Raw genomic sequence first — 25662 nt, 5'->3', positions numbered from 1 at the left:
GACGGCGCTGGTCGGGTGTGAAACAGATTTTTTGCTTGAACGACCGGCAGAATATGGTAGGTCCTGCCCCGCTGCCCTTATAGCTCAGTTGGTAGAGCACCTGATTTGTAATCAGGGGGTCCCGGGTTCGAGTCCTGGTGGGGGCACCATTCCTGTTTGTGCGATGCCGCCCGCCAACCCATCGCGCGGGCGCGACTTCGCTCTGCTTCGTCGCACCTAATTTCCCAGAAGAAGAAAACGCGAAATTAGTCCGGCACGCAGGTCTGCCTGAAGGCGTCCCATGCGCCGTCCTGGCAGGGAACGTCGGCAAAGCCCGACCAGAGGAAGATCAGCACGGCACATACTACCACCGCCAGCACAAGCCATCTCATCGCGGACGCCTACAGCCTGCGCTTCCAGCCGGATCTCCACGCGATGAAGCAGAAAACGGCGGTTGCCACCACGAACACCGCATATGCTTGCCAATCCGAATTCATCAAGCGTCTCCTGTGCTCGCGGCCAAAACCATAGCGGCTTCGTATGGAAATCCCGTTAATGACAGGCTACTGCACCTGGATGGGCCGGAGAGCGAGGTCGGCGAGCATCCATGGAACCCTGCCCTCGCCGAATCGTTTCCTGCAAGGAGCAGGAATCCGTTTCAGGGATGACACGCGGTGGCTGCCCCACCAGCAGCAGGGAGATTCAACAATGGACAGGATACGCACCGTAAGCGGCACAGGGCCGGTTTTCATCGACAGCAATGCCGTAGGCCACTGCGCCTTCGAGATCAATGTCTACAAGGATCCCGAGGGCCGTGTGCGTGGCAGCGGCCACGTCATGGGTGAGAGCACGATTCTCGGCAAGATTTCCGCCGGCCAGCGCGTGGAGATCGGCGAGGGCGACAATGGCAAGCGCTTCGCGCTCGCAGCCGGCGAATGGTCGCCCGGTGACCGCCGGATCGACGTCGAGACGGGGCCTGACATCATTCATTAACGGAAAATCGACTGAGTGAGGAAGCGCGTCATGGATGACCCAAACATCAATCCCGCATGGGACGCATTCTTGGGTAAGGACACCAATTCCGGCGTCCTTAGACTCACCGCAAGCGTGATCGTCTTCGCGATGGTCGGCGGCACGCTGTTCTGGTTGATTGGATAACCCAATCGCCGCAAGAGCCTTTCACAACACCCGACAAGTCACTGTGCAAGCTTGTCGGGGCTTTGGACATGGACGGAATCGCGACCGGTAGCGCGCTTCTGGTCCATACGGCCAGGATTGTCATTGTCCGGTTCGGCCGGATCGACAACTGTCTGAGCCCGACCGCTGCGGGCGGGTGGAACGCCTGGCGGCAAGTCTGCGAGATTGGACCTGGCCTCTTCGATCGCCTCATGGTCTCCGACCGGATTGGCCTGATGCGCGACGTCGCGGCGGTCTATCGTGCGCGGATTGGTCATGGGACCTCCTATCGGCCGTTCGGAACGACGTCGCGCGGCAGTTCGCTGGCACGGGGCCGTTCGCGCGGCTCGTCATAGCCGCCCACCGGATCGGTCGGAGACTGCCAGTTGACGCCGCCGGTGACGGGCAGTTGATTGACGGTGGAGGGATCGGGCTGATCACCTGAAACCTCCGACATCGGCGGCGGCAATCCGCCGTCAAGGTGCACGCGGGTGGCAGGATCGTCGGCGGGGTCCTCTGGATCACCCAGCGCGGGATCATGGTCAATGCCGGGATCGGCGCCATGTTCATCTTGCAGAAAAGCCTTCTTGTCGTCGTCGGCCATGGTGGGCCTCCTGTCAGTACCAAATTCTGATATTGGACGCTTGCTCGGGCTCGTCTGGCGCCTTGCGCAGGCGCTCGCCGATCCGCGCCCAGAATGTACGCGCGCCGCGCGGCTGTTCGTCCTCCGCAAAGCCGTAGACAGGGCCGGTCTTCGGCCAGCTTTCGAGGCCGGCTAGCGGATGATTGGAATGCATTTCCAGGGAAGCGGGATTCATGAAGGCGGTCTCCTCGTCTCGGTCTGCCGGCCAAACGGCGGGCAAAGCCAAAGGTTCCGCATCAATTCCATTGTTCGTCATCGTTCGTGGCGGTCGCGGAACCGGCTTCGATCTCCGTGAATATTAGGTCCGGGTGCTGCCAAAAATCGGCAGCAGTCGCATCGCCGATGCGGCCGGTGCGAAAGCGCTGGATGTCACGAAGAGGGGGGTCAGATCAGAAGCCGTCGCGGCCACGGAACCGCCGCTGATAATCGGGATCGTAGAGCGAGCTTTCGCGGAAATCCTCGGCAGTGAGCCCCGGTCCCACGAAGATCAGCGCGGTACGCTCGATCGGCTCCTCGGCGACCAGCGCCTCGATCGTCGCCAGTGTGCCCTTGACGATCCGCTCATCCGGCCAGCTGGCCTTGACCACGATCGCCACGGGGCAATCGGCACCGTAGAGCGGTGTCAGCTCAGTCACGACCTGCGGCAGGGCGTGGATGGCGAGATGGACTGCAAGCGTGGCGCCCGTGCGGCCGAAATTCGCCAGTGTCTCCTGGTTCGGCATCGGTGAGGCACGGCCGGAGACGCGCGTCAGCACCAGACTCTGGGCGACCGAAGGGATGGTGAGCTCGCGCCCGAGCGCCGCCGCAGCAGCTGCGAACGACGGCACGCCAGGTGTCATCGTGTATTCGATCCCGTGGCGTTCCAGCCTGCGGATCTGTTCGGCCACGGCGCTCCAGACGGAGAGATCGCCGGAATGCAGGCGCGCAACGTCCTGGCCGCCGGCGGCGGCCATCAGATATTCCGCCTCGATCTCATCGAGCGACATCGGTGCGGTATCGACGACGCGCGCGCCGGGCGGGCAGTATTGCAGCAGTTCCGGCGAGACGATCGAGCCGGCATAAAGGCAGACGGGGCATTCGCCGATCAGGCGCGCGCCACGCAAGGTGATCAGGTCCGCGGCCCCCGGACCCGCTCCGATGAAATGAACCTTCATGACCGATCCTTCAAAGCTTTGACCCAGGACCACTGGGTGACGGGCATGGCCGGCCGCCAGCCCTGCATGGAGCCCACTGGCCCCGCGCGTGAAATGTCGATGCGGATCAGCGCGCCGCCGTGGCGCGCTTGAAGGCCGAGCAGTACCGCTTCCATTTCCAGCGTCACGCCGTTGGCGACCAGCCGGCCACCGGGCCCTAGCGCCGACATTGCCGCATCCATAACGCCGGGATCGCTGCCGCCGCCGCCAACAAAGATTGCATCAGGCCGGGCGAGATCGTTGAGTGCAGACGGCGCGCTGCCAGTCACCACGTGGAGACCAGGTACGCCGAAAGCCCGCGCATTGCGGGCGATGCGCTCGGCGCGTTCGGCATCCGCTTCGATCGCGATGGCGCACATGGCGGGATGGGCCAGCATCCATTCAATGGCGATCGAGCCGGAGCCGCCGCCGATATCCCACAGCAGTTCGCCCTTGCGGGGCGCCAGCGTCGATAGCGTCACCGCGCGGATTTCGCGCTTGGTGATCTGACCGTCATGCTCGAACAGGCCGTCATCCAGCCCGGATGCCAGCGGCAGGATGCGGGCGCCCTCGCCCGCAACAACTTCGATGGCGCAGATATTAAGCGGGCTAACAACCTCCTGCGAAAAACGCGCTGCAACGTGTTTCGTCACGCGTTCGTTCCCGCCGCCCAGCGCTTCCAGAACAATCAGGCCCGATTGCCCGAAGCCATTCCCGGCCAGCAGCGCTGCCAGTTGCGACGGTCCCGTCTCATCCGATGTCAGCGCCAATATGCGCGCACCGGGCTGCAGATGCGGCCGGATCAGGTCCAGCGGACGACCATGCAGCGACACCAGTGCCAGATCCTGCAAGGGCCAGCCGAGCCGCGAGGCCGCGAGGCTGAAGGAAGACGGCGCGGGGATGACGAACATTTCCGAGGGATCGATGGTTCGCGAAAGCGTCGCGCCCATGCCGAAGAAGAAGGGATCGCCCGACGCCAGCACGCAGACATTGCGACCGCGCGCTGCATTTACGAGTTCGACGGAATGTTCGATGGGCGAGAGCCACTGATGTCTCTCGCCGGTGATGAGGCTGTCAGCTAGTTCCAGGTGCCGCTTGCCGCCGCAAACCAGTTCGGCTTCGGCGATCCTGCGCTTGGCCTCGTCGCCGAGGCCCGCTATACCGTCCTCGCCGATGCCTGCTATTGTGAGCCACGGCGCGATTTTTGGGTTTTCAGCCATGGGCAAGCACCGCATCCTGATCCTCGGCGGCACGACCGAAGCGCGGCGACTGGCCGAGCGACTGGCGCAGCGCGTGGATATCGAGGCGACGATTTCGCTCGCGGGTCGTACGGTGGATCCGAAACCCCTGCCCTTGCCGACGCGTGTCGGTGGCTTTGGTGGCGCCGATGGTCTCGTTGATTACCTGGCTAACGAAAAGATCGATCTGCTCATTGATGCCACGCATCCCTTTGCGAACCGGATTTCCGCCAACGCAGCAGCGGCGTCCGAACGAAGCGGGTTGCCGGTTTTCGCCCTCTGCCGTCCTGGCTGGGAACGGCGGGAGGGCGACCAATGGATGTCCGTGGCCGATGTCGCGGGCGCGGTCAAAGCACTGGACGGCGTGGCGCGGCGCGTGTTCTTGGCGATCGGACGGCAGGAAGCCGGGCAATTCTCGGCCGTGCCTCAGCATGCCTATCTCGTGCGCAGCGTTGATCCGGTGGTTCCGCCGCTCGAAGTGCCGGACTGCCGCTATATCCTGGCGAGCGGACCGTTCGACGAGGGCGATGAAACCAGATTGCTGCATGAAAACAATATCGACGTGGTCGTCAGCAAGAATTCCGGCGGCGCAGCGACGTATGCCAAGATCGCCGCAGCGCGCGCGCTTGGCATCGAGGTCGTAATGATCGAGCGCCAAAAGCCGGCCGGTCTGAAAACCGTCGGCACGGTAGAAGCGGCGCTCGAGTTGATCGATCAAATGCTGCCTCCCGCATAAAAGCGCGGCGTATAGACGAGGTCGGGCTTGGCCTTGCGTGTAATGATCCGCGTCTCGGGTGAGCCGATCATGACACAGGTCGCCATGTCGGCGATCGATGCATCGGCCTCGGCGAGCGGCATCACCGTGATCTTCTCGTCGGGACGGCCGGCGGCGCGGCCGAAAATGACCGGCACTGTGCCCGGCAGGACCTCGCGCAGGATTTCGAAAGCCTTGCCCAACTGCCATGGCCGCGCCTTGCTGATCGGGTTATAGAGCGCAATGACGAGGCCCGCCTCCGCCACCAACCGCAATCGCCGTGTGATCACGTCCCAGGGCTTGAGATTGTCCGACAGCGAGATGGCGCAGAAATCGTGTCCCAGTGGCGCGCCCGCGCGGGCGGCGACGGCCAGCATGGCGGTGACGCCGGGCGTCACCACGATTTCGATCTCACGCCATTCCTCGGGTCCCTTGTCGATCGCCTCGCAGATCGCCGCAGCCATGGCAAACACACCGGGATCGCCGCCGGAGACGACGGCGACGTGCATACCGGCAGCAGCACGGGTGAGTGCGGCATTGGCCCGATCGAGTTCCTCGCGGTTGTCGGAGGCGATCTTGCGCTGGTCACTTCTCAGTGACAGACGATCGAGATAGGGGAAATAGCCGAAAAATTCCTCGGCCTTTTCCACCGCTTGCGCCGCCTCGGGCGTCATCTGCTCGGGGCTGCCGGGGCCGGTGCCGATGACGTAGAGCGTGCCGGTCATGGCTTGGTTTTCCAGCCGGGAACCAGCACAATCGAAAAGTACGGCGCCTCATCGTCGGATTTTGCAGCAAGTGGCGTCATTGCCGTGTTGGCCATGGTGCCGCGCTCGACGTAGAAGGCGTCGTTGATGCGGCCGGCCTCTGCCAGCGCGCGGCGGATCTTCGGCAGGTTGCGGCCGACCTTCATGATAACGGCGGCCTGGGTATCCCTTAGCCGGCGAACCAACTGGTCCTCGTCCAGCGTGCCCGGCAGGACGGAGAGGATGTCGTCGCCCTGCACGATTGGCAGATTGGCCTGGCTCCAGCAGCCGGACATGGCGGTGACGCCGGGGATCACCTCGGCGGAATAGCGGTTCGCCAGTCGCACATGCAGATGCATGTAGGAGCCGTAGAATAGCGGATCGCCCTCGGAGAGCACCGCGACATTGCGTCCGGCGTCGAGATGCGCCGCGATCATCTCGGTCGAGGCTTCGTAGAAGCCGGTGACCTGATGGACGTATTCCGGCTTCTGCCGATGAATCTCGGTGGTGACGGGATAGTAGAGTGGGAGTTCGATCGTGCCATCGCGAACGATGCCATCGACGATACCACGGCCATTGCCGCGCCGGCCTTCCTTGGCGAACCAGGCGAGTACATCCGCACTCTGGATCGCCTTGACCGCCTTGACAGTGAGCAGATCCGGATCGCCCGGTCCGGTGCCCACGCCGATCAGACGCCCGCTCATAGGCCCGGCCTCGCAAGCGAATTCAACGCGGCCGCCGTCATGGCGCTGCCGCCCAGACGCCCGCGAACGATCGCATAAGGTACGCCATAGGAATTTTCCGCCAGTGCCGCCTTGGATTCGGCCGCGCCGACGAAGCCGACGGGCATGCCGAGGATGGCAGCGGGCTTCGGCACCAGGCCGTCGCGCAGGAGTTCCAACAGGTAGAAAAGGGCCGTCGGCGCGTTGCCGATCGCCACCACGGAGCCGGCCATCCGCTCGCCCCAAAGGCGGATCGCGGCGGCGGAACGGGTGTTGCCGATTTCCTTGGCGACCCCCACGGTCTTGGGGTCGCGGAGCGTGCAGATTACTTCATTGTTTGCCGGCAGCCGAGCAGCAGTGACGCCGTGGACGACCATGTTGGCGTCGCAGAAGATCGGCGCCCCAGTGGCCAGCGCAGAACGCGCGGCATGGACGAAATCCTTCGAGAATTCAAAATGCTGGGCGGCATCGACCGAGCCTGCGGCATGAACCATGCGTACGGCGACATCGGCCTCGGCCTCGCTGAAACGGCTGAGATCGGCCTCGGCACGGATGATCGCGAAGGATTGCTCGTAAATGGCGTTCCCGTCGCGGATGTAGTCGTATTCGGTCATGTCTAGTCCAATATGAGGGCTGCCGAAATCCGGTCCGCGCCAAGCCTCGCCAGGCAATCGCGCGCGGTTTCGCCCGCTTCCTTAGCGCCTGCCACGAGGGACGCAAGCCTTTCCACGGCGATTCCCAAGTCTTTTGCGGCAATGTAGTGGGCGGGCTTGGCGGAGGCGACACCATTTACGACAAGGCCGTAGCCTGATGGCGCACCGACAAGCGTCAGCGGTGCGGCGGAGGGATGGGCGCAGCCCTTGGCACAGCCGGAGAGGTGGATGGCGAGGGAGCCGTCGAGCAGTGCGGGCGCGTGTCGTCGCAGGGCTTCGGCGGTGGCACGCGTGTCGTAGAAGGCGGACGCGCAGCCTGATGTGCCGGAACAGAGGGCGATATTGGCGCGGGGGTCGTTGGAGGATGTCCAGAAGTGGTGCCGGCGGGCGGCGGCTTCGGCTTGGAGGGCTGCATCGGGGGAAAGGCCGGTTAGGAAGAAGCCGTGCGCAGGTGATAGGCGGATTTCGGAAATGCCAATTGTTTCAATTGTGTCGATGAAAGCGATGAGATCGTCGGCGTTTGCCTGACGGTACGGGAAGGCGATGCCGAGGATGTGGTTTTCACCACGCTCTGCATCCGGAATACCCCCCTCTGTCCTGCCGGACATCTCCCCCTCAAGGGGGGAGATTGGGTGGAGTACGCTCCCCGCCTCAATCGACTTCCTGGCCAGGTTCGGGGCCAGTATACCGGGTAGAACTGCACCAAGCGGCGCGTCTGGAGCGAATGAGCCCCACGAGTCGATCTCCCCCCTTGAGGGGGAGATGTCCGGCAGGACAGAGGGGGGTGTGCCAAGATCGCGAATGCCGAGGAAAGGCTCGACGTCACGATGAACCGAAATTTCATTTGCCGACGGCTCATGGAGACTATCGAGCCCCGTGAGATCCACATCCCTGCCCCGGGCGATCGGCCCAATTTCGGCAATCTCTTCGAGCAAGCGGATGACCGCAGCGACCGCCCCATCCGCGCTTACCACAGCAATCGGCCGCGCCGTGCGATTGGTGCCACCGACAGCAAGCAGGAACTTCTCCTCATCGATCGCCGTCAGCCTTACATCGGCTGTCACATCGCCGAGATGAAACCGCCCGCGTCCGTCCACGATAACTGCCAGTTTCGGCGCCAGCACGAGCGGCGGGACATGGGTCTCGATCGCCTGCCGGATTTTTCGCGCCAGCTGGCGCGGATCGATCACTTCACTGAAATCGATGCCGGCAAGCGGCGGCACCTCGACCATCACGCCGCTGGCCGGGACGATGCCAGAAGCCAGCACAGCACGCTCGAACGGTGCGACCGTCTCGGGCCTGAGGCCCCTGATCTGCAGGCTTCCCCGGGCGGTGACTTCTAGAATGCCGTTGCCGAATTCCGCGGCCGCCTCGGCGATGGCGCGAAGCTCGGCGGTGGTGATCAGACAATCCAGCGGCCGCAGGCGGGCGAGCAGGCCGTCACCGGTCGGCATCGGCGCAGACAGCGTTGGACAGGCGCCGCGCCGGAGATCGTCGCTCACCATAGCCCGCTGTGCTGTCGCTCGTTGTGTCATCCGCCTTCCAAAACCGTTGCCCCGAACTAAACGCTTTTTGCTCCGACAGGGCAAGCAGCCCCGCAATTCGCCAATTCAAGCCTCGTCGAAATCGGCGCCCTTGCGAAGCAGGTAGATATCCATGATCCAGCCCATCTCTTCGCGGGCCTTGGCGCGGCGTTCCGCAATCTCGGCGGATTTTTCCGCGAGCCTGCCTGATATGGTGATCTCGGCCGGCGTGCCGAGATAGGCGCCCCAATAGATCATCGCATCGGGATCGTTGATATCGGAAAAGGCCTGCTGACCATCGAGCATCACGACCGACGTCTCGCTTTTCTCGGGAAAACTCTCCTTCAGTCGCCGGCCGGTGGTGATTTCCACCGGCTTGCCGACCAGATTGAGCGGGATGCGATGGGCGGCACAGAGCGCCTGTAGGCTGGTGATGCCCGCGATGACTGAATAGTCGAAGGCGACCCGATCGCGCGCCTTGACCCGCTCGATGATGCGGATCGTCGAATCATAGAGCATCGGATCGCCCCAGACGAGGAAGGCCCCGGTCCGATTGTCCGCGAGTTCGCCGCCGATCAGGCCTTCATAGATTCCGGCGATGGCTGCATGCCATTGGTCAACGCCTTGATTGTAGGTCCGGTCGGCGGTCTTGCGCTCGGGAACGGCGAACTCCACCGTGCGGCTATTCGGATTGGTGACGAAGCGCGAAACGATTTCGCGCCTGACGTCCGCGAGCTCGGTCTTCCTGGCGCCCTTGGTCGGGATGAACAGCACGTCGGCGCTATTGAGCGCGTTGATCGCCTGGATCGTCATATGTTCTGGATTTCCGGCGCCGATGCCGACGATGAGGATATTGCGCATGGGATGGTTCCTGGTCCAGGGCGAGTTTAGTCCTTCACTCCAGCACCTTCCATGCCTCGCTGCGCCATTCAGCGTCAAACAGAAACTGCCCGCCGATATCAGCCAAGGGCTTTTGATCGTTCAGGATTTGCTGTAGCACTTGCCCATCGCAACCAGATGATCGAGTGCCATGCCGCGCCAGTTCCGAGCCATTGCGTTCGCCGCCTCCACTGCCGATGAGGCGCAGATCGCGTCGCAGGAGCTTTCGGCGCGCTATGAAAACGTGTCCGCCGAGGAGGCCGATGTCATCGTCGCGCTTGGGGGCGACGGTTTTGTGCTGCAGATGCTGCACGCGACAATGAATTCCGGCAAACTGGTCTACGGCATGAACCGGGGGTCCGTCGGCTTCCTGATGAATGAGTATTCCATCGAAAACCTCCTCGAACGGATTGCACATGCGGTGGAGAATTCCATCCATCCGTTGAAGATGGAAACCGAGGATGAGCACGGCGATATCCGCGTCGAACTGGCGATCAACGAGGTGGCGCTGTTCCGTCAGTCCTATCAAACCGCAAAACTCCGGGTGCTGGTCGATGGCCGCCAGCGGCTCGCCGAACTGATCTGTGACGGCGTGCTGCTATCCACGCCTGCCGGCTCCACAGCCTACAATTTCTCGGCGCATGGGCCGATCCTGCCGCTCGAAGCGCCGCTGATGGCGCTGACTCCGATCTCCGCCTTCCGCCCCCGACGCTGGCGCGGCGCGCTGCTTCCCGAGCGCGTGCGTGTCGAGATAGAGGTGCTGGAGCCCAGGAAGCGGCCCGTGAATGCTGTCGCCGACAACAAGGAAGTCAAATCCGTCGTACGGGTGAAGGTCGAGCAGGCGAAGGATCATACCGCGTGGCTGCTCTCCGATCCCGACCACTCCTGGTCGGACCGTATCCTTGCCGAGCAGTTTTTGGACTGACGTCTGCGATTGGAGCACAAATCGCCGTTAATCACCTGATAATTCGCTCAAATCACGGGAAAAGCACCGTGAAGTGCTTGCCTCATCATGACTCTGATATATCAATATGTCTGGCGCTCTAAATGCGACACGCCGATAGCTGATATATCAGCAACGGAGAAACCATTGGCCGAAACCACAGAATCCCATGCGAGGCTCGCCTATCTCCGGCTTGAAAGCTTGATTGTGACGCTGGTGCTGGCGCCAGGCTCGATGGTGACGGAAAAGCAGTTGATCACGCTGGCCGGCTTCGGCCGTACGCCGGTGCGCGAGGCTATCCAGAAGCTCGAATGGCAGGGGCTGATCGAGGTCAGGCCCCGCGCCGGCTTGCAGATCACGGCACTGGACCCCGCCTACCCCGCGATGATCCATGAAACGCGACGCCAGTTGGAGCCCCTCGCCGCCCGGCTGGTGGCAGTCAATATCGGACCGGAGGCGCGCGAGGCCCTGATTGCCTGCGCCAAATCGATGACGGAATGTTCGGTGACCGGCGACAAGGAAGGCTTCCTGACCGCAGACAAGCAGTTCGACGAGATCCTCGAACAGGCCTGTCCCAATCCGTTCATCACCCAGGCGCTCTCGGCGCTGCAGACCCACTCGCGCCGCTACTGGTTTCACGCAGCCGATCAGACGGCGCTGGAGCGCTCGGTGGAGCTGCATGTGAAGGTCATCCGGGCGCTGCTGCAGGGCGATCCCACGGCAGCCGAGGCGGCGATGGCCGCTCTTATCGAAGGTCTTTCGGAAGACGACTGAACGCCAGGCGAAAAAATGCCCCGTCATGAAAATCATGACGGGGCTGGAGGTTTTGGGAGGAGAAAGAAATCAGTCGACGAAGGCGCGTTCGATGACGAATTCGCCAGGCTTGTTGTTGGCGCCCTCATTGAGGCCAGCGTCGATCAGGAGTTGCTTGGTTTCCTTGAGCATGGCGGCCGAACCGCAGATCATGCCACGGTCGATTTCAGGATCGATCGGCGGAACGCCGAGATCGGTGAAAAGCTTGCCATTGCGCATCAGGTCGGTAACGCGGCCCTGATGCGGATAGTTGGCATCACGGGTGACGGTCGCATAGTGCTTGAGTTTGACGCCGGCGATCTCGGAGAGGAATTCGTGATTGCGGATTTCCTCGACCAGGTCGAAGCCGTATTTCAGCTCGGAGACTTCGCGGCAGGTATGGACGAGGATGACTTCCTCGAACTTTTCATAGGTCTCGGGATCGCGGATCAGGCTCGCGAAAGGCGCGATGCCGGTGCCGGTCGAGAACATGTAGAGCCGGTTGCCGGGCAGCAGCGCATCGTTGACCAACGTGCCGGTGGGCTTCTTGCGCATCAGCACGGTGTCGCCGACCTGAAGATTCTGCAGGTGGCTGGTCAGCGGGCCATCCGGAACCTTGATCGAGAAGAATTCGAGTTCTTCGTCCCAGGCGGGGCTGGCAACCGAGTATGCGCGATAGAGCGGCTTGCCGTCGATCATCAGGCCGATCATGGCGAATTCGCCCGAGCGGAAACGGAACTCGGCGGGGCGCGTCATCCGGAAGCGGAACAGGCGGTCCGTGTAATGGTGAACCTCGGTCACCGTCTCGGCATAGACGCCGGCGGGAATGGCAACGGGTTCGATCTCTGTCTTCAATGCGGGCGCGTTCATTCGGTCCTGTTCCTCAAGGCGGTCATTCAGTCACGCTAGGCAGATATTACATTCCTGGCCGATATTGAAGGCATTGCGTTCCAACACGGAAATCCTTGGCGGAAAATGCTTTTTATTTTTGTCCGCACCAAATCAGCCGAGAACCACCATAGCCGATATGGTGGTTCTTGTCGATAAATTTGTTTGTGTACGAATGAATTTCCGCACAAGCAGCTGATTCAGGAAACCCGGCGCCAGCTATAGGACTTCGGATCTTCCGACTTGCGGGCGGTCGGCTGGTAGTGATTGTCGATGCCGGGCAGACGCCCCTCCTCCAGCCGTCGGATGGCAATCGGGTTGGTCACCGCAAAGCTGTTGATGCCGACGCGCAACATCAGCGGCAGCGGATCGATCAGCACATCGCCGACGGCGCGGATTTCGCCCTCGAAGCCCAGACGTTCGCGTAGCAGCGAGGCGTGGCTGAAGGCGCGGCCGTCGTTGAAGGCCGGGAAGGACACGGCCACCAGCGCGATCTTATCGAGATGGGGGGCAAGCGCCTTCACATTATCCGCCGGCAGGATCAGTACGCCAAGGCCAGTCTCGCCGGCTTCAGCCTTTTCGAGAAAGGTGGCCAGCGGCAGGATCGGCTTCTCGTTGCTGCCGGCCTTGGTCTCCTCGGTCTCGATCACCCAAGGGTCCTGGTTCTGAAAACCGGATTCGTTCCAGATCTTGGTCATATTGCTGCTCCTCAGGCGGCTTCGGCGGCAGCGCCGCCATAAAGAGCCGTCTTGAAGGGCTGCTGGCCCACCCGGCGATAAGCTTCCAGGAACGTCTCCTGCGGTGAAAGACGCAAGCCGAGATAGGTGTCAACCACGGTCTCGATCGCGTCGGTCACCTTTTCAGGCTCGAAGCCACGGCCGATGATATCGCCGATCGAGGTCTCGTTGTCGGCGGAGCCGCCTAGCGTGATCTGGTAGAGTTCGGCACCCTTCTTCTCAACACCGAGCAGGCCGATATGGCCGACATGGTGATGGCCGCAGGCATTGATGCAGCCGGAAATCTTGATCTTGAGTTCGCCGATCTCGGCCTGGCGCTCGGGCGAGCCGAAGCGCTCCGAAATCTCCTGCGCGACCGGAATCGAACGGGCATTGGCCAGCGCGCAATAATCCAAGCCGGGACAGGCAATGATATCCGTGATCAGGTTCGAATTCGCCGTCGCCAGGTTGGCCGGCTTCAGCGCGCGGTAAAGCGGCTCGAGATCGGCCAGCGCCACATGCGGGAAGATGATGTTCTGCTCGTGGCTGATGCGGATTTCGTCGAAGGCATATTCCTCGGCGAGATCGGCGACCAGTTCCATCTGCTCATCGGTGGCATCACCCGGAATACCGCCGATCGGCTTGAGCGAAATCGTCACCATGCCGTAATCTGGATGCTTGTGCGGCTTGACGTTCTGGTCCACCCAGCGGGCGAAATCCGGATCGGCCTTCTTCCAGCTCGCAAGGTTGGCCCAGCCTTCGGCACGGGGTGCCAATTCCGGCGGCGCGAAATAGCTGGTGATCGCCTGGATGTCGGCATCGGGCAGCTTGAGTTCGCCGTTCTTGAGTTCGTTGAATTCCGCCTCGATCTCGGCCGACAGCTTCTCGACGCCGGTTTCGTGGACGAGAATCTTGATGCGCGCCTTGTACTTGTTGTCGCGGCGGCCATAGAGATTGTACACGCGCATGATCGCTGTCGTGTAGGACAACAGGTCTTCCTCCGGCAGGAATTCGCGGATCCGCTTGCCGATCATCGGCGTGCGGCCCTGCCCGCCCCCGACATAGACGTCGAAGCCGAGTTCGCCCTTTTCGTTCTTCTTCAGATGCAGGCCGATATCGTGGACCTGGATCGCGGCACGGTCGTCCTTTGCGCCGGTGACGGCGATCTTGAACTTGCGCGGCAGGAAGGTGAATTCCGGATGCACCGACGACCACTGGCGCAGGATCTCGGCATAGGGACGCGGATCGGCGGCCTCGTCCGCCGCGGCACCGGCAAAATGGTCGGCGGTGACATTGCGGATGCAGTTGCCCGAGGTCTGGATCGCGTGCATCTCGACGGATGCGAGATCGGCCAGGATATCGGGCGTATCGGCAAGCTTCGGCCAGTTGTACTGGATGTTCTGGCGGGTGGTAAAATGGCCGTAGCCGCGGTCATATTTGCGGGCGATATGGGCCAACATCCGCATCTGCTTGGAATTCAGCGTGCCATAAGGAATGGCGACGCGCAGCATATAGGCGTGCAGTTGGAGATAGACGCCGTTCATCAGGCGCAGCGGCCGGAACGCATCCTCGGCAAGGTCGCCCGTGAGGCGGCGCTCGACCTGATCGCGGAACTGCGCGACGCGATCGTTGACGAAGGTATGGTCGAATTCATCGTAACGGTACATTTCTACTCAATCCCTTGGGTCATCACCCGTGCGGCGTCCCGCAAATCCGGTCAGATCATGTATTCGATGGTTGGGCCTTCGGCGCGGATGCGCTCTCGAAGCCGAAGCGGCCTGATCTGGCCCTCGATCTCCTCCACCTCGACAAGATTGACGTCCAGAACCTCGTTGTTGGCATAAGCCTTCTTGCCGATCGCTTCAAGACGTTCCGCGTCTTCCTTGGTATGCGCGACCTCGGACCGGCCGATCCATTCGTTCCAGTTGCCCGCCTTGTCGTACCATACGGCAATGCCGTCGTTCAGCCGGTTCGCGGTCAGGACTTGCGACGTAATCATTTCATGCTCCAGTGGACTCGGTGAGCGCCGGCTTGAAGGCAGCCAGCGGCTCGGAATGTTCGAAATTGGCGCCGGCGACCGCGTCTCCGATGATGACCATGACAGGGCCACCAAGATCGTGACGCGCCTCAAGGCCGGGCAGTTCCCGGAGCACGCCGTGCAACATGCGCTTGTCACGGCGGCTGGCATTTTCGATCACGGCGACCGTGGTCTCGGGTGCGAGACCTGCTTCCATCAGTCGGGCGGCAACGGAGGCCGCAACAGTCTTGCCCATATAGACGGCGATCGTAGCACCCGAGATGGCAAGGCTCGCCCAGTCCGGCAGGACATCGCCGGTCAGGTCGTGGCCGGTGGTGAAGATCAGCGACGAGGCGACGCCGCGCAGCGTCAGCGGCAGTTCGAAATCGGCGGCGGCCGCGAAGGCGGACGTGATGCCCGGTACGATCTCGTAGCTGATCGCGGCATTGCGGAGTGCCTGCATCTCCTCGGCGGCGCGACCATATACCAGGGGATCGCCGGATTTGAGGCGGACGACCCGCTTGCCCGCGCGGCCAAGTTCGACCAGCAGGTCGTTGATCTCATCCTGTGATTTCGAATGGCAGCCCTTGCGCTTGCCGACCGGAATGCGCTCCGCATCGCGGCGGCCCATGGCGACGACCTCCTCGGGCACCAGCGCGTCATAGACAATCGCATCGGCCTCCATCATCGCGCGCTGGGCACGAAGCGTCAGCAGATCCTCGGAACCGGGGCCGGCACCGACCAACCAGACATGGCCATCGACCTTGTCCATGGAATTCAGAAGCTTTGCAGCTTCGCGATCCGCATCGTCCTCGTAGCCGTTGTTGATAGCGTCGGCCACCGAGCCCGAGAAGAAGCGGCGCCAGAAGATACGGCGCGTCACGCCGCGTGGCAAAACGCGTTCGGCGGCGTCGCGATACTGGATCGCGAGCCGCGCCAGGCGGCCCAGCGACGGCGACAATGCCTGATCGATCTGGGCTCGGAGCATCTGCGCCAGCACGGGGCCAGCGCCCTCCGTGCCGATCGCAACGGCCACAGGCGCACGATTGACGATCGCTGGCGTGTAGAAATCGCAATGTTCTGGCTGGTCGACGGCATTGGCCGGGATTTTCAGTTCACGGGCGGCATCGACAATGGCGCGATCCTCGGCGGCATCGCCAGTGGCGGCGAAGACCAGCGTCATACCTTCCAGCATATCGCCACGGAATGGCCGCGCGACATGCTTGACATCCTTCTGGATCACCAGTGCCATCAGCGAGGCGATCGGTGCCTCGGCGATGAGCACGATGTCGGCGCGGGTATTGAGCAGCAGCCGCACCTTGGCAAGCGCTTCCTCACCATTGCCCACAACGGCGACACCCTTTCCCTCAATGCGGAAAAAGGCCGGAAAGACGCTCATCTGGTCATTCGGCTCGGACATGACTCAAATCCTGATTATCACTCATGCCCTTTTGCCAGACCGGGCGCCAGAAATGAAGCAACATGAATCTTGGCATCCGGACCCAAGTGTATTCTTTTGCTAGAGATTTCGCCAATGCGAGCATTCTGTTTTGTTGCTGGGCTGATATCAGCCAAAGATTGAAAAAACGCGACAATGAAGGACCGTCCGAATAATCTGTGCGTGTTGCGGCGCAGCGCTTTCCAATCGTCACGTACTGCCGCTAATGTCCGGAAACACCGTCCGGAGCAACCATGTATTTCAACCACACCTCTTCCGACCTTCTCTCGCGCCTCTTATCCGTGATGGAAAACGAGATCATTCCGCTTACCACGCGGGGCGTGGCGGCTGGCAACAAGGTGTTCGGCGCCGCACTCTTGCGCAAGTCCGACCTCTCGCTGGTCCTCGCCGAGACCAATAACGAGACGGAAAACCCGCTCTGGCATGGCGAGGTGCACACGCTCAAGCGCTTCTACGAGATGGGCGAGCGGCCCGACACGAAGGACCTGATCTTCCTGTCGACCCACGAACCCTGCACGATGTGCATGTCGGCGATCACCTGGGCCGGGTTCGACAATTTCTTCTATTTCTTCAGCCATGAAGACAGCCGCGATGCGTTCGCCATCCCGCACGATCTCAAAATCCTGAAGGAGGTGTTCGGGTTGGAGCCTGGCGGCTATCGCCGAAAAAATGCCTTCTGGAATTCGGTCTGGATGACGGACATGCTGGCTGATATCGATGCCGACCACCGCGCTGAATACGCGATCCGCATCGACGCCATCAAGGCGAGCTACAACGAACTCTCGGAGACCTATCAGGCCTCCAAATCCGACAATGCCATTCCGTTGAACTGATCATGAAACCCGCGAAGAATATCGATCGCCTCATCGAAATCATGGCCGCGCTGCGCACGCCGGTGACCGGTTGCCCATGGGATCTGGAGCAGAACTTCGAGACGATCAAGCCCTATACGCTTGAGGAGGCCTATGAGGTTGCGGATGCCATCGAACGCGGCGATCTCGATGACCTGCGTGATGAACTCGGTGATCTCCTGCTGCAGGTCGTCTTTCACGCCCGGATGGCGGAGGAACAGGGCGAGTTCGGCTTCGGCGAGGTGGTCGAGGCGATTACCACCAAGATGATCCGCCGCCATCCCCACGTCTTTGCGGTCTCCGATGCCGACGATCCGGTAAAGGTCAAGAAGCAGTGGGACGAAATCAAAACAGAGGAAAAGCGCGAACGTGCCGAGCGGCGCGTAAAGCGCGGTATCACCGAGGACTTCAAAGCCGGCCACCTCGGATCCGTGCCGCGTGCCCTGCCCGCGCTGATCGAGGCGCTGAAGCTACAGCAGCAGGCTGCGAAGGTCGGCTTCGACTGGTCGGAGCCGGAACCGATTCTCGACAAGATCGAGGAGGAGATCGGCGAATTCCGGGCCGCGCTGAAAAGCGGCGACAAGGCCAAGATCGCCGACGAACTGGGTGACCTCATCTTCGCGGCAGTGAACATCGGCCGGCATGTCGGCGTCGAGCCGGAGATGGCGGTACGCGGCACGAACACGAAGTTCCGGCGACGTTTTGCTCATATCGAACAATCGCTTGATGCCAACGGCGAAAGCCTTGACGAGGCGACATTGGAGCGGATGGAAGAACTCTGGCAGGAGGCCAAGGGGCGTTGAGCCGTTTCAGGCGCCAATGATCCGGTTTCGTCCCTCGGCCTTGGCCCGATAGAGCCTGCGGTCGGCGGCTGAAATCAGTTCAAGCAGGCTTCCACCGTCTTGCGGAGCAGCCGAGACGCCGATGCTGACGGTAACGGTGCGCTCGGCGGCGGCCTTCACGTTTTTCTCGATCTCGGACCTGATCCGCTCGGCGGTATCGACCGCAAGGCGGTGGCCCATATCCTGCGCCAGAATGACGAATTCTTCGCCGCCGAACCGGTAGACCATGTCGTTCTTGCGCACCGCGCCGGTCAGAATGCCCGCCAGACGCTTCAGCACCTCATCGCCCTCGAGATGGCCGTATTTGTCGTTGACCTCTTTGAAATGATCGGCATCGACCACCATGATGCTGATCTCGCGGCCATTCCGCACCGCCTCGCGGATGATTTCAGGGCCTTCGAACTCCAGCCGACCGCGATCATGGACGCCGGTCAGGCCATCCTTGCCAGTGCGCGCGAGAAGGTCCTGATAGCGCTCGCGATAGGTCAGGTCGTTGAAAACATCGGAGATGCCCTTGACCGGGCTCGCCGCGCCGTCCGACTTGAACAGCGAGAGATAGATGCCCGTGAGCGCGACGAACAACAGGTTCATCGCCATCTTCGCGACGAGCCCACCCCAGAAGACGCTCGCGGGCGCGCCGGTCAACAGATGGAGCACGCCGTAGAAGCCGATCTGGTCGAAGGCCAGCGTCAACATCCCGGCGACGAAGAAACGTGGCAGCATCCGGCGCCCGATGATCGAGCCGAGGCGTTCATAGATCAGGATGATGCCGATGGAATCGAGATAGAGCAGGCTCGTGCCCCATATCATCAGAATGCCGAGGTCGCGCAGGAACGGCTCATCGGATGGCATGCCGCCCGGCGTCAGCGCACCGCCATGCAAAGTCAGGATTTGCCCAAGAACAAAGCTGAGCAGATTGCCGATCAACAGGCCGTAGATCAGCTGGCGGACTGTCGGCGCATCCTCCTTGACGTATAGCAACAGCACCATCAGCAGCTTGCCGGCGAAAAACACCGCCGAGCCCGGCGAAATCGTCGCCATCGGCACCTGCACATAGAAGGTGGCTGCGAGATAGGTTTCGAGAAAATGCATCGTGGCGAGCACAGTGATGAACACGCCGATGCCGATGCGATGACGCCAATGCAGAAGCGTGATCAGGACCAGAAAATAGACGACGGCTTCAAGCGCCAGTACGATCACGTTATGAAGCTGCATTCCGTTTGTGCCTTGGGGCTAATCAAAGAAGATAACAGATATGCGTGTTCGCTTGCGCGGCGCTGCTGATTCTATTTAGACGCTATCAACCCGGAAGAACAGCTGAGCATACCCGTCGCGTCTGCACAGCGCGAAAACGAATGGATCAGTCTTCCCACGGGGCTGTGACGCCATTAGGCGTGCCGAGGCCGAGGCGGCGTTCCATCTCTATGGCTTCCGATTCCGACAGCCGGACGTCGAGACTGACCGAACCGTCCTCGCGGTCCTCCCGGCTATCGACGATCGCATGCTCATAGAACCAGGAGAGCATCGAGAGCTTATCGACCGGAACAACTACGGTGGCGACGGTCATGACGCCGGAAAGCTTTTCGCCGACGATGTCGAGCAGGCGACCGACGCCTTCACCGGTGATCGCCGAGACTGCAATCGTGTTGGTGGCGCCGGATGCCTTCTGAAGCAGCGCATCGCGAGATTCCGGTTCGACGAGATCGATCTTGTTCCAGACTTCGATGATGCGCTTTTCCTGCTCGCTCTCCTCGATGCCGAGATCGGTGAGGATTCGCAGAACATCAGCCGCCTGCGCGGCATTGTCGGGATCCGACATGTCCCTGATATGGAGGATGAGATCGGCCTCGAGCACCTCTTCCAGCGTGGCGCGGAAGGCGGCGACAAGATGCGTCGGCAGGTCCGAGATGAAGCCGACGGTGTCGGACATGATCACCATGCGGCCATGCGGCAGCTTGATGCGGCGCAATGTCGGATCGAGCGTTGCGAACAGCATGTTCTCGGCCAGCACGCCGGCCCCTGTCATCCTGTTGAAAAGTGTGGATTTTCCGGCATTTGTGTAGCCGGCGAGCGCGACGATCGGATGCGGCACCTTGCGGCGCTTGGCGCGATGGAGCTGGCGGGTGCGGCGCACATGTTCCAACTCGCGTTCGAGCTTGATGATCTTGTCCTGAAGCTGGCGACGGTCGGCCTCGATCTGGGTTTCGCCGGGACCGCCGAGAAAGCCCGCGCCACCGCGCTGACGCTCAAGGTGGGTCCAGCTGCGAACCAGTCGGCCCTTCTGGTAGTTGAGATGGGCAAGCTCGACCTGCAGCGAGCCTTCTTTTGTCGATGCGCGGCGGCCGAAGATTTCCAGGATCAGGCCGGTACGGTCGATAACCTTGGCGTTCCACGCCTTTTCGAGATTGCGCTGCTGTACCGGCGTCAAGGGATGATCGACAATGACCAGACCGGCATCGCCTTCGATGAGCTTTTCCTTGATTTCCTCGATCTTGCCCGAGCCGATCAGCGTCGCAGGTTTGGGTTGCGACACCTGGACGATCTCACCCGCGGTGATTTCCAGGTCGATGGCATGCGCGAGGCCAATCGCCTCTTCGAGCCGGCCTTCGCTGGTGCGCCCGTTGCCGGTTTCCTGTCCTGACTTGAGGACAGGCACAACGACGATGGCGCGCATCTCATCACGCAGGCGTTCGGTCTCGGGTACGAGCGAATCGTGGGAAGTGTCGCGTTCGTTGATTGTCATTGCTCCAAACGATGACGGGCGGCCGCTGCCACCCGATCGCTTCTTTCAGATTTCAGTGTTCGCGAGGAACCCGGCCCGTGGCCATTTGTTCCGTTCAGCCGACGCTTTCCTCGCCTTCGAACATCTGCACCGGCGAGCCGGGCATGATGGTCGAGATCGCATGCTTATAGACGAGTTGAGAATGCCCGTCACGGCGCAAAAGCACACAGAAATTGTCGAATGATGTGACGACGCCGGTCAGCTTGACGCCATTGATGAGAAAGATCGTGAGAGAAATCTTCTGCTTGCGAACAGTATTGAGAAATAAATCCTGTAGATTCTGAGAACGTTCAGCCATGTGCCCCGCCGCGTCTTTCGTTATTGCCGGCGCATTTTGCCGGATTATTGTTACTGCCTCCCGAGCGCCCGATGCCTCGTCGGACGACCCCCGTGGAATTGCTACCAAATAGATGTCTTTTCCGCAATGTCGAAAAAGGCTTCCCGGATTTTTTGGCTTACACTGCCGGGATGGCCGTTGGCAATCGGCTTGCCATCGATTTCGACGACCGGAAAACATATGCTGGTTGCGGCTGTTATGAATACTTCGCGAGACGCGAGCATCTTCTCGGCGGAGAACGCCTCTTCCCGGATCGTGATGCCGAGCTTGCCGGCGACGTCCATCAACGTGGTGCGGGTGATGCCCCGCAGGATTCCGTGCTCGGCCGGACGCGTCAGCAAGGTGCCACCCTCGTCAACCATCCAGACATTGGTAGCCGCGCCCTCCTTCACCGTGCCGTCCGCATCGACATAAATCGCTTCCTGGGCGCCTGCTTCCTTGGCCTGCTGGCGGACCAGCGCATTGGAAAGCAGGCCGACCGTCTTGATGTCGACCCGGTCCCAGCGGTTCTCCGGCACCGTTATCGCCTTGATGCCATTGGCATTCTTTGCGGCAATGATGGCCGGATTGGTGCTCTTCGCCGTCACCACGATGGATGGCTTCGTGTCGGGATGCGGGAAGACGTGGTCGCGTTTCGCAACACCGCGCGTGACCTGCATATAGAAGAGGCCGTTCTTCACGCGATTGCGCTTCAGTACCTCGCGGATCACGCGGACCAGCGCCGAGCGATGCATCGGCCAGGCGATCCTCAGTTCGGAGAGCGAGCGGCCCAACCTGTCGAGATGGCGCGTCATGTCGACGATCATGCCATGCCGGACTTCGCATACCTCATAGACGCCATCGGCGAATTGATAGCCACGGTCCTCGATATGCACTTTCGCATCCGCGTGTCTGACATAGCGGCCGTTCACATAGGCAATTCTGGTCATGCTGAAATCCCGAAAATCAAACGCCGAGGGTCTTGAGCTTGCGGTGCAGTGCCGAGCGTTCCATGCCGACGAATTCCGCGGTGCGCGAAATATTGCCGCCGAAACGGTTGATCTGGGCGATGAGATAATCGCGCTCGAACATTTCGCGGGCCTCGCGCAGCGGCAGCGTCATGATGTGCTGGTCGCCAGTCGAGGAGACCTTGGGCATGGTGTCGAGCACGTCGGCCGGCAGCATGTCGGCATTGATGGCGCTGTCCGGACCGTCGGACTGGGCGAGGATCAGCAGACGCTCGATATTGTTGCGCAACTGGCGCAGGTTGCCCGGCCAGTCATGTGCCTGGAGGATCGCCAGCGCATCGTCGCCGATCTTGCGCGGCTTTATGCCGGCATGGTCGCAGATCTGGCGCATGAAGATATCGACCAGGAACGGTATATCCTCGCGGCGGTCCGACAGCGGCGGCACCTTGACCGGCACGACCGACAGGCGGTGATAGAGATCCTCGCGGAACCGGCTCTCAAGGATCATCTTCTCGAGATTATAGGCGGTCGAGGAGATGATGCGGACATCGACCTTGACGCGCTTGGAGCCGCCGACCCGCTCGAACTGCTGTTCGACCAGCACGCGCAGGATCTTGTTCTGGGTCTCGCGCGGCATTTCGCCGATCTCGTCGAGATAGAGGATACCGCGATGGGCTTCTTCGAGCGCGCCTGTCTTGCGCGGCTGGCCGGGCGTACCCTCGGTGCCAAAGAGCGCGATCTCCATGCGCTCCGGCGTGATGGTGGCGGCATTCAGCGCCACGAACGGCCCTTCGGCGCGCGCCGACTTGCGATGTATGAGGCGCGCGACCAGTTCCTTGCCCGCCCCTGACGGACCGAAGATCATCACGCGGCTGTTGGTCGGGGCCACCTTGTCGATGGTCTGACGCAATTGCGAGACCGCCACCGACGTACCGATGAGTTCGGCGGTATCGCCGGTGCGGCGCTTGAGGTCTCGGACCTCGCGCTTGAGGCTGGAATTTTCGAGCGCACGCTCGGCGATCAGGATCAGCCGGTCGGCCTTGAACGGCTTCTCAATGAAATCGAACGCACCGCGCCGGATGGCATTGACCGCCATTTCGATATTGCCGTGGCCGGAGATCATCACCACCGGCAGTTCCGGATGCCGGTTCTTGATCTCGTCGAGCAGGCCCAAGCCGTCCAGCCGGCTGCCCTGCATCCAGACGTCAAGGAAGACCAGCCGCGGCACGCGATCGGAAATCGCGGCAAGCGCGCTGTCGCTGTCATGAGCCGTGCGGGTCTCATGACCCTCGTCGGAAAGGATCCCCGAGACGATCTCGCGGATATCAACTTCGTCATCTACTACCAGAATATCAGACGCCATGTGCCTCTACCTTCAGATTCTCGACCCCGGCGTTCTCCCCTCTTCGTGGCAGGATGACGCGGATCATAGCTCCATTTCCATTGTCGAAATCGGCTGGTGCATCGTGCAGCTCAAGTTGCCCGCCATGCTCCTCGATGATCTTCTTGACGATAGGAAGGCCAAGACCTGTGCCCTTCTCCCGCATCGTCATGTAGGGCTCGAGAATCCGGTGACGGTTCTCGTGCGGCAACCCCTTGCCGTTGTCGATCACGTCGACGATGACCCGGTCGGCGGCGGCATCGACGTGCGCGCGAATCATGATCTTGTGCTCGTCGCGGCGTTCGTCGGAGGGAATCGCTTCAATGGCTTCCTCGGCATTCTTCACCAGGTTCGAGAAGGCCTGGCCGAGCATGCGGGCATCGAATGCCCCGACGAGAGGCTCGTCACCCCATTCCTTGATGAAACGGACATGGCTGTTGCCCATCTCGCGCAGGAAGACCGTGTCCTTCAGGATATTCCGGAGATCGGCCTGCTCCATCGAGGGCTTGGGCATGCGCGCGAAGGATGAGAATTCGTCGACCATGCGGCCGATATCCTCGACCTGGCGGACGATCGTGTCGGTGCACTGGTCGAAGACGGCCCGGTCATCCGCGTTGATCTGCTTGCCGTAGCGGCGCTTCAGCCGCTCTGCGGACAGCGTGATCGGGGTCAGCGGATTCTTGATCTCATGGGCGATGCGGCGGGCGACGTCGGCCCAGGCGGTCGAGCGCTGGGCGATGACGAGATCGGTAACGTCGTCGAGCGTGATGACGAAGGACTCGTGGCCGGCATGCGATTCCTCGCGCGTGACCTGCACGCTCAGCGTCCGCTCCTTGCCACCGTGAACGATGCTGATCTGTTTGCGGAAGTCGTTACGGTAACGTGAGGTGGCTTCCGTAAGGACATCGTCAATATCAGGTGCGACATCGATAAGCTTTTTGCCGGTCAGATCCTCGGGCACTATCCCGAGCAGAAGTTCGGTCGAGGGATTGGCAATGTTGATCGTGCGGTCTTCGTCGACGCCGATGACGGCAGCCGTAACGCCCGACAACACCGCCTCGATGAAGCGACGGCGATCGTCCACCTCGTCCTTGGCCACAAGGATTTCATCGCGCTGGGTGCGGATTTCCGAGATCATCTTGTTGAAGGTGCGCGACAGCGAACCGACGTCGCCATCCACCACGCGGACCGGCACGATGACGTTGAGATTGCCGCCGGCAACATTGTCCGCCGCGTTGATCAGCAGCCTGATCGGCCGAACGATGCGATCGGCGACGGCGATGGCGGCCCAGATCGCAGCCAGCAGCACGATCAGTGTAAAGCCGAGATAGGTGATAGCATAGGCGAGCTGGGTCGTGGCCCTGCCCTCTTCCATCGCCTTGTATTCGGCGGCGTTGTTTTCCATCAGATGCAGCGCCGACATGACCTGCGGATCGACGGCGCGGATCGTGTAGAGGAAGCCATCGATCTCGCTGAGACTGATGATCGCGCCGACCAGATTGGTACTGCCTGGTGGAATGAGGGTCGGCCGACCGGAGACTGCGGCCTTCAGCGCATCGGGCGGCACATCGGGCAGAGGCGCCTCGGTGGCGATATCGGCTTTGATCTGGACGACACCCTCGCTGTTGACGACGAAGGCGCCGAGCATACCCCTGCCCTTGGCCTGCCGTGTCATCAGATCCACGAACCCCGTAGGATCGAGCGCATAGACCTGGCGGTTGCGGTCAAGATCGTTGGCCATGGAAATCGTCTGGCCCTGGAGATAGCTGGCATTCTCCTTGACATAGGCCTGGGCGACGCTGATCGAGGAATTGACGATTTGCCGCGTCTGTTGGCCGAACCAGCGGTCCAACCCGGCATTCAGCGTGATCGAGGCGATGACCGCGACGAGGATCGCCGGCGCGATCGCCACGATCGAGAACAGCGAAACGATGCGGATATGAAGACGGGCCGCGGCGCGGCCACGGGTGCGGGCCTTGATCAACCGGTAGATTTCATAGCCGACCAACGCCAGGAGCGCGATCACGAACAGCGCGTTGACGACCACAGAGGCGACGACAACATGGTCGACGGGTTCGATCGGCGTGAACCCGAGCAGGATGACCAACGTGGTGATGGCAGCCACCAGCGCGCCGCCGGCCACGGCAATGCCGGTGGTCGTGGAAATGCCGCGCCGGTCAAAATTCCGGCCGCCTCTCTCCTCCTGCGCTTCGGTCATACGTCGT

General features: G+C 61.6%; 29 protein-coding genes and 1 tRNA gene. 8 read left to right on the top strand and 22 right to left on the bottom strand.

Features of this window, described 5'->3' with window-relative positions; genetic code table 11:
* Positions 1 to 73: 73 nt before the first annotated feature.
* Positions 74 to 149: transfer RNA gene (locus tag IHQ71_RS10655), tRNA-Thr, on the top strand.
* 96 nt (positions 150 to 245) lie between these two features.
* On the opposite strand, the gene IHQ71_RS10650 is transcribed toward IHQ71_RS10655, so the two are convergent.
* Positions 246 to 371 carry a hypothetical protein gene (locus tag IHQ71_RS10650; protein WP_258161938.1) on the bottom strand — a complete coding sequence of 42 codons (126 nt, stop codon included), beginning with the start codon at positions 369 to 371 and terminating at the stop codon, positions 246 to 248.
* 316 nt (positions 372 to 687) lie between these two features.
* Between IHQ71_RS10650 and IHQ71_RS10645 the strand changes: the two genes are divergently transcribed.
* Together IHQ71_RS10645 and IHQ71_RS10640 are read left to right on the top strand one after the other, a co-directional pair.
* On the top strand, positions 688 to 972 hold the full coding sequence (locus IHQ71_RS10645; RefSeq protein WP_258161937.1) for a hypothetical protein: 285 nt from the start codon (positions 688 to 690) through the stop codon (positions 970 to 972).
* Positions 973 to 1002: 30 nt separating this feature from the next.
* Positions 1003 to 1137: a hypothetical protein gene (locus tag IHQ71_RS10640; RefSeq protein ID WP_258161936.1), complete on the top strand. Its 135-nt coding sequence runs from the start codon at positions 1003 to 1005 to the stop codon at positions 1135 to 1137.
* 38 nt (positions 1138 to 1175) lie between these two features.
* Here the strand turns inward: IHQ71_RS10640 and IHQ71_RS10635 are convergent, their stop codons facing one another.
* The 5 genes from IHQ71_RS10635 to cbiE form a co-directional block, all read right to left on the bottom strand.
* Positions 1176 to 1433: a hypothetical protein gene (locus tag IHQ71_RS10635; protein WP_258161935.1), complete on the bottom strand. Its 258-nt coding sequence runs from the start codon at positions 1431 to 1433 to the stop codon at positions 1176 to 1178.
* Positions 1434 to 1441: 8 nt separating this feature from the next.
* A complete protein-coding gene (locus IHQ71_RS10630) occupies positions 1442 to 1759 on the bottom strand; it encodes a hypothetical protein (protein ID WP_258161934.1) in 318 nt (105 codons plus the stop codon).
* Between the two features lie 13 nt (positions 1760 to 1772).
* The gene (locus tag IHQ71_RS10625; RefSeq protein WP_258161933.1) at positions 1773 to 1973 is read right to left on the bottom strand and encodes a hypothetical protein; all 201 of its coding nucleotides are present in this window, start codon (positions 1971 to 1973) and stop codon (positions 1773 to 1775) included.
* Between the two features lie 214 nt (positions 1974 to 2187).
* The gene (gene cobM, locus IHQ71_RS10620) at positions 2188 to 2952 is read right to left on the bottom strand and encodes a precorrin-4 C(11)-methyltransferase (protein ID WP_258161932.1); all 765 of its coding nucleotides are present in this window, start codon (positions 2950 to 2952) and stop codon (positions 2188 to 2190) included.
* Positions 2949 to 4205, bottom strand: coding sequence for a precorrin-6y C5,15-methyltransferase (decarboxylating) subunit CbiE (gene cbiE / locus IHQ71_RS10615; RefSeq protein ID WP_258161931.1), 1257 nt, complete (start codon positions 4203 to 4205; stop codon positions 2949 to 2951). Before cbiE ends, cobM begins: the two co-directional genes overlap by 4 nt.
* Between cbiE and IHQ71_RS10610 the strand changes: the two genes are divergently transcribed.
* The gene (locus IHQ71_RS10610; RefSeq protein ID WP_258162805.1) at positions 4189 to 4944 is read left to right on the top strand and encodes a cobalt-precorrin-6A reductase; all 756 of its coding nucleotides are present in this window, start codon (positions 4189 to 4191) and stop codon (positions 4942 to 4944) included. The two genes, cbiE and IHQ71_RS10610, sit on opposite strands and share 17 nt — an antisense overlap.
* On the opposite strand, the gene IHQ71_RS10605 is transcribed toward IHQ71_RS10610, so the two are convergent.
* The 5 genes from IHQ71_RS10605 to cobF all read right to left on the bottom strand — a co-directional run bounded on the left by IHQ71_RS10605 (position 4923) and on the right by cobF (position 9464).
* Positions 4923 to 5687: a precorrin-3B C(17)-methyltransferase gene (locus IHQ71_RS10605; RefSeq protein WP_258161930.1), complete on the bottom strand. Its 765-nt coding sequence runs from the start codon at positions 5685 to 5687 to the stop codon at positions 4923 to 4925. The two genes, IHQ71_RS10610 and IHQ71_RS10605, sit on opposite strands and share 22 nt — an antisense overlap.
* On the bottom strand, positions 5684 to 6409 hold the full coding sequence (locus IHQ71_RS10600; protein ID WP_258161929.1) for a precorrin-2 C(20)-methyltransferase: 726 nt from the start codon (positions 6407 to 6409) through the stop codon (positions 5684 to 5686). The genes IHQ71_RS10605 and IHQ71_RS10600 overlap by 4 nt, the downstream gene beginning before the upstream one ends.
* A complete protein-coding gene (locus tag IHQ71_RS10595) occupies positions 6406 to 7041 on the bottom strand; it encodes a precorrin-8X methylmutase (protein WP_258161928.1) in 636 nt (211 codons plus the stop codon). Before IHQ71_RS10595 ends, IHQ71_RS10600 begins: the two co-directional genes overlap by 4 nt.
* 2 nt (positions 7042 to 7043) lie before the next feature.
* Positions 7044 to 8615 (bottom strand): precorrin-3B synthase, encoded by a 1572-nt coding sequence (gene cobG, locus IHQ71_RS10590; RefSeq protein ID WP_258161927.1) that lies wholly within the window; start codon positions 8613 to 8615, stop codon positions 7044 to 7046.
* Positions 8616 to 8690: 75 nt separating this feature from the next.
* Positions 8691 to 9464, bottom strand: coding sequence for a precorrin-6A synthase (deacetylating) (gene cobF, locus IHQ71_RS10585; protein ID WP_258161926.1), 774 nt, complete (start codon positions 9462 to 9464; stop codon positions 8691 to 8693).
* A 169-nt stretch (positions 9465 to 9633) separates the two neighbouring features.
* Here cobF and IHQ71_RS10580 point away from each other — a divergent pair, with 169 nt between their 5' ends.
* On the top strand, positions 9634 to 10407 hold the full coding sequence (locus IHQ71_RS10580) for an NAD kinase (RefSeq protein WP_258161925.1): 774 nt from the start codon (positions 9634 to 9636) through the stop codon (positions 10405 to 10407).
* 165 nt (positions 10408 to 10572) lie between these two features.
* The gene (locus tag IHQ71_RS10575) at positions 10573 to 11199 is read left to right on the top strand and encodes a GntR family transcriptional regulator (protein ID WP_258161924.1); all 627 of its coding nucleotides are present in this window, start codon (positions 10573 to 10575) and stop codon (positions 11197 to 11199) included.
* Between the two features lie 69 nt (positions 11200 to 11268).
* On the opposite strand, the gene IHQ71_RS10570 is transcribed toward IHQ71_RS10575, so the two are convergent.
* From IHQ71_RS10570 to cysG, 5 genes are all read right to left on the bottom strand, one after another.
* The gene (locus IHQ71_RS10570) at positions 11269 to 12087 is read right to left on the bottom strand and encodes a ferredoxin--NADP reductase (protein WP_258161923.1); all 819 of its coding nucleotides are present in this window, start codon (positions 12085 to 12087) and stop codon (positions 11269 to 11271) included.
* Positions 12088 to 12305: 218 nt separating this feature from the next.
* Positions 12306 to 12803: a DUF934 domain-containing protein gene (locus IHQ71_RS10565; protein ID WP_258161922.1), complete on the bottom strand. Its 498-nt coding sequence runs from the start codon at positions 12801 to 12803 to the stop codon at positions 12306 to 12308.
* A gap of 11 nt (positions 12804 to 12814) precedes the next feature.
* Positions 12815 to 14488, bottom strand: coding sequence for a nitrite/sulfite reductase (locus IHQ71_RS10560; RefSeq protein ID WP_258161921.1), 1674 nt, complete (start codon positions 14486 to 14488; stop codon positions 12815 to 12817).
* A 50-nt stretch (positions 14489 to 14538) separates the two neighbouring features.
* Positions 14539 to 14817 carry a DUF2849 domain-containing protein gene (locus IHQ71_RS10555; RefSeq protein ID WP_258162804.1) on the bottom strand — a complete coding sequence of 93 codons (279 nt, stop codon included), beginning with the start codon at positions 14815 to 14817 and terminating at the stop codon, positions 14539 to 14541.
* Positions 14818 to 14821: 4 nt separating this feature from the next.
* A complete protein-coding gene (cysG, locus tag IHQ71_RS10550; protein WP_258161920.1) occupies positions 14822 to 16258 on the bottom strand; it encodes a siroheme synthase CysG in 1437 nt (478 codons plus the stop codon).
* A gap of 272 nt (positions 16259 to 16530) precedes the next feature.
* On the opposite strand from cysG, the gene IHQ71_RS10545 reads away from it, so the two are divergent.
* Both IHQ71_RS10545 and mazG read left to right on the top strand, forming a co-directional pair.
* A complete protein-coding gene (locus tag IHQ71_RS10545) occupies positions 16531 to 17130 on the top strand; it encodes a deaminase (RefSeq protein WP_258161919.1) in 600 nt (199 codons plus the stop codon).
* 2 nt (positions 17131 to 17132) lie between these two features.
* Positions 17133 to 17951, top strand: a complete 819-nt coding sequence (gene mazG / locus IHQ71_RS10540) for a nucleoside triphosphate pyrophosphohydrolase (RefSeq protein WP_258161918.1) — start codon at positions 17133 to 17135, stop codon at positions 17949 to 17951.
* Positions 17952 to 17957: 6 nt separating this feature from the next.
* Here the strand turns inward: mazG and IHQ71_RS10535 are convergent, their stop codons facing one another.
* From IHQ71_RS10535 to IHQ71_RS10510, 6 genes are all read right to left on the bottom strand, one after another.
* Complete coding sequence (locus tag IHQ71_RS10535) at positions 17958 to 19205, bottom strand: diguanylate cyclase (protein ID WP_258161917.1); 1248 nt, start codon at positions 19203 to 19205, stop codon at positions 17958 to 17960.
* 145 nt (positions 19206 to 19350) lie between these two features.
* Positions 19351 to 20664 carry a GTPase HflX gene (hflX, locus tag IHQ71_RS10530; RefSeq protein WP_258162803.1) on the bottom strand — a complete coding sequence of 438 codons (1314 nt, stop codon included), beginning with the start codon at positions 20662 to 20664 and terminating at the stop codon, positions 19351 to 19353.
* 163 nt (positions 20665 to 20827) lie between these two features.
* The gene (gene hfq, locus IHQ71_RS10525) at positions 20828 to 21070 is read right to left on the bottom strand and encodes an RNA chaperone Hfq (protein WP_258161916.1); all 243 of its coding nucleotides are present in this window, start codon (positions 21068 to 21070) and stop codon (positions 20828 to 20830) included.
* A 101-nt stretch (positions 21071 to 21171) separates the two neighbouring features.
* Positions 21172 to 22038, bottom strand: a complete 867-nt coding sequence (locus IHQ71_RS10520) for a D-amino-acid transaminase (protein WP_258161915.1) — start codon at positions 22036 to 22038, stop codon at positions 21172 to 21174.
* Between the two features lie 16 nt (positions 22039 to 22054).
* Complete coding sequence (locus IHQ71_RS10515) at positions 22055 to 23419, bottom strand: sigma-54 dependent transcriptional regulator (RefSeq protein ID WP_258161914.1); 1365 nt, start codon at positions 23417 to 23419, stop codon at positions 22055 to 22057.
* Positions 23409 to 25655: a PAS domain-containing sensor histidine kinase gene (locus IHQ71_RS10510; protein WP_308737939.1), complete on the bottom strand. Its 2247-nt coding sequence runs from the start codon at positions 25653 to 25655 to the stop codon at positions 23409 to 23411. Before IHQ71_RS10510 ends, IHQ71_RS10515 begins: the two co-directional genes overlap by 11 nt.
* Positions 25656 to 25662 lie beyond the last annotated feature (7 nt).

The organism is Rhizobium sp. TH2 (genome assembly GCF_024707525.1).
In the GTDB taxonomy this organism is placed as follows: domain Bacteria; phylum Pseudomonadota; class Alphaproteobacteria; order Rhizobiales; family Rhizobiaceae; genus Rhizobium_E.
The sequence above is the reverse complement of the archived record's forward strand: the minus strand, read 5'-3'. Positions and strand labels throughout refer to the sequence as shown.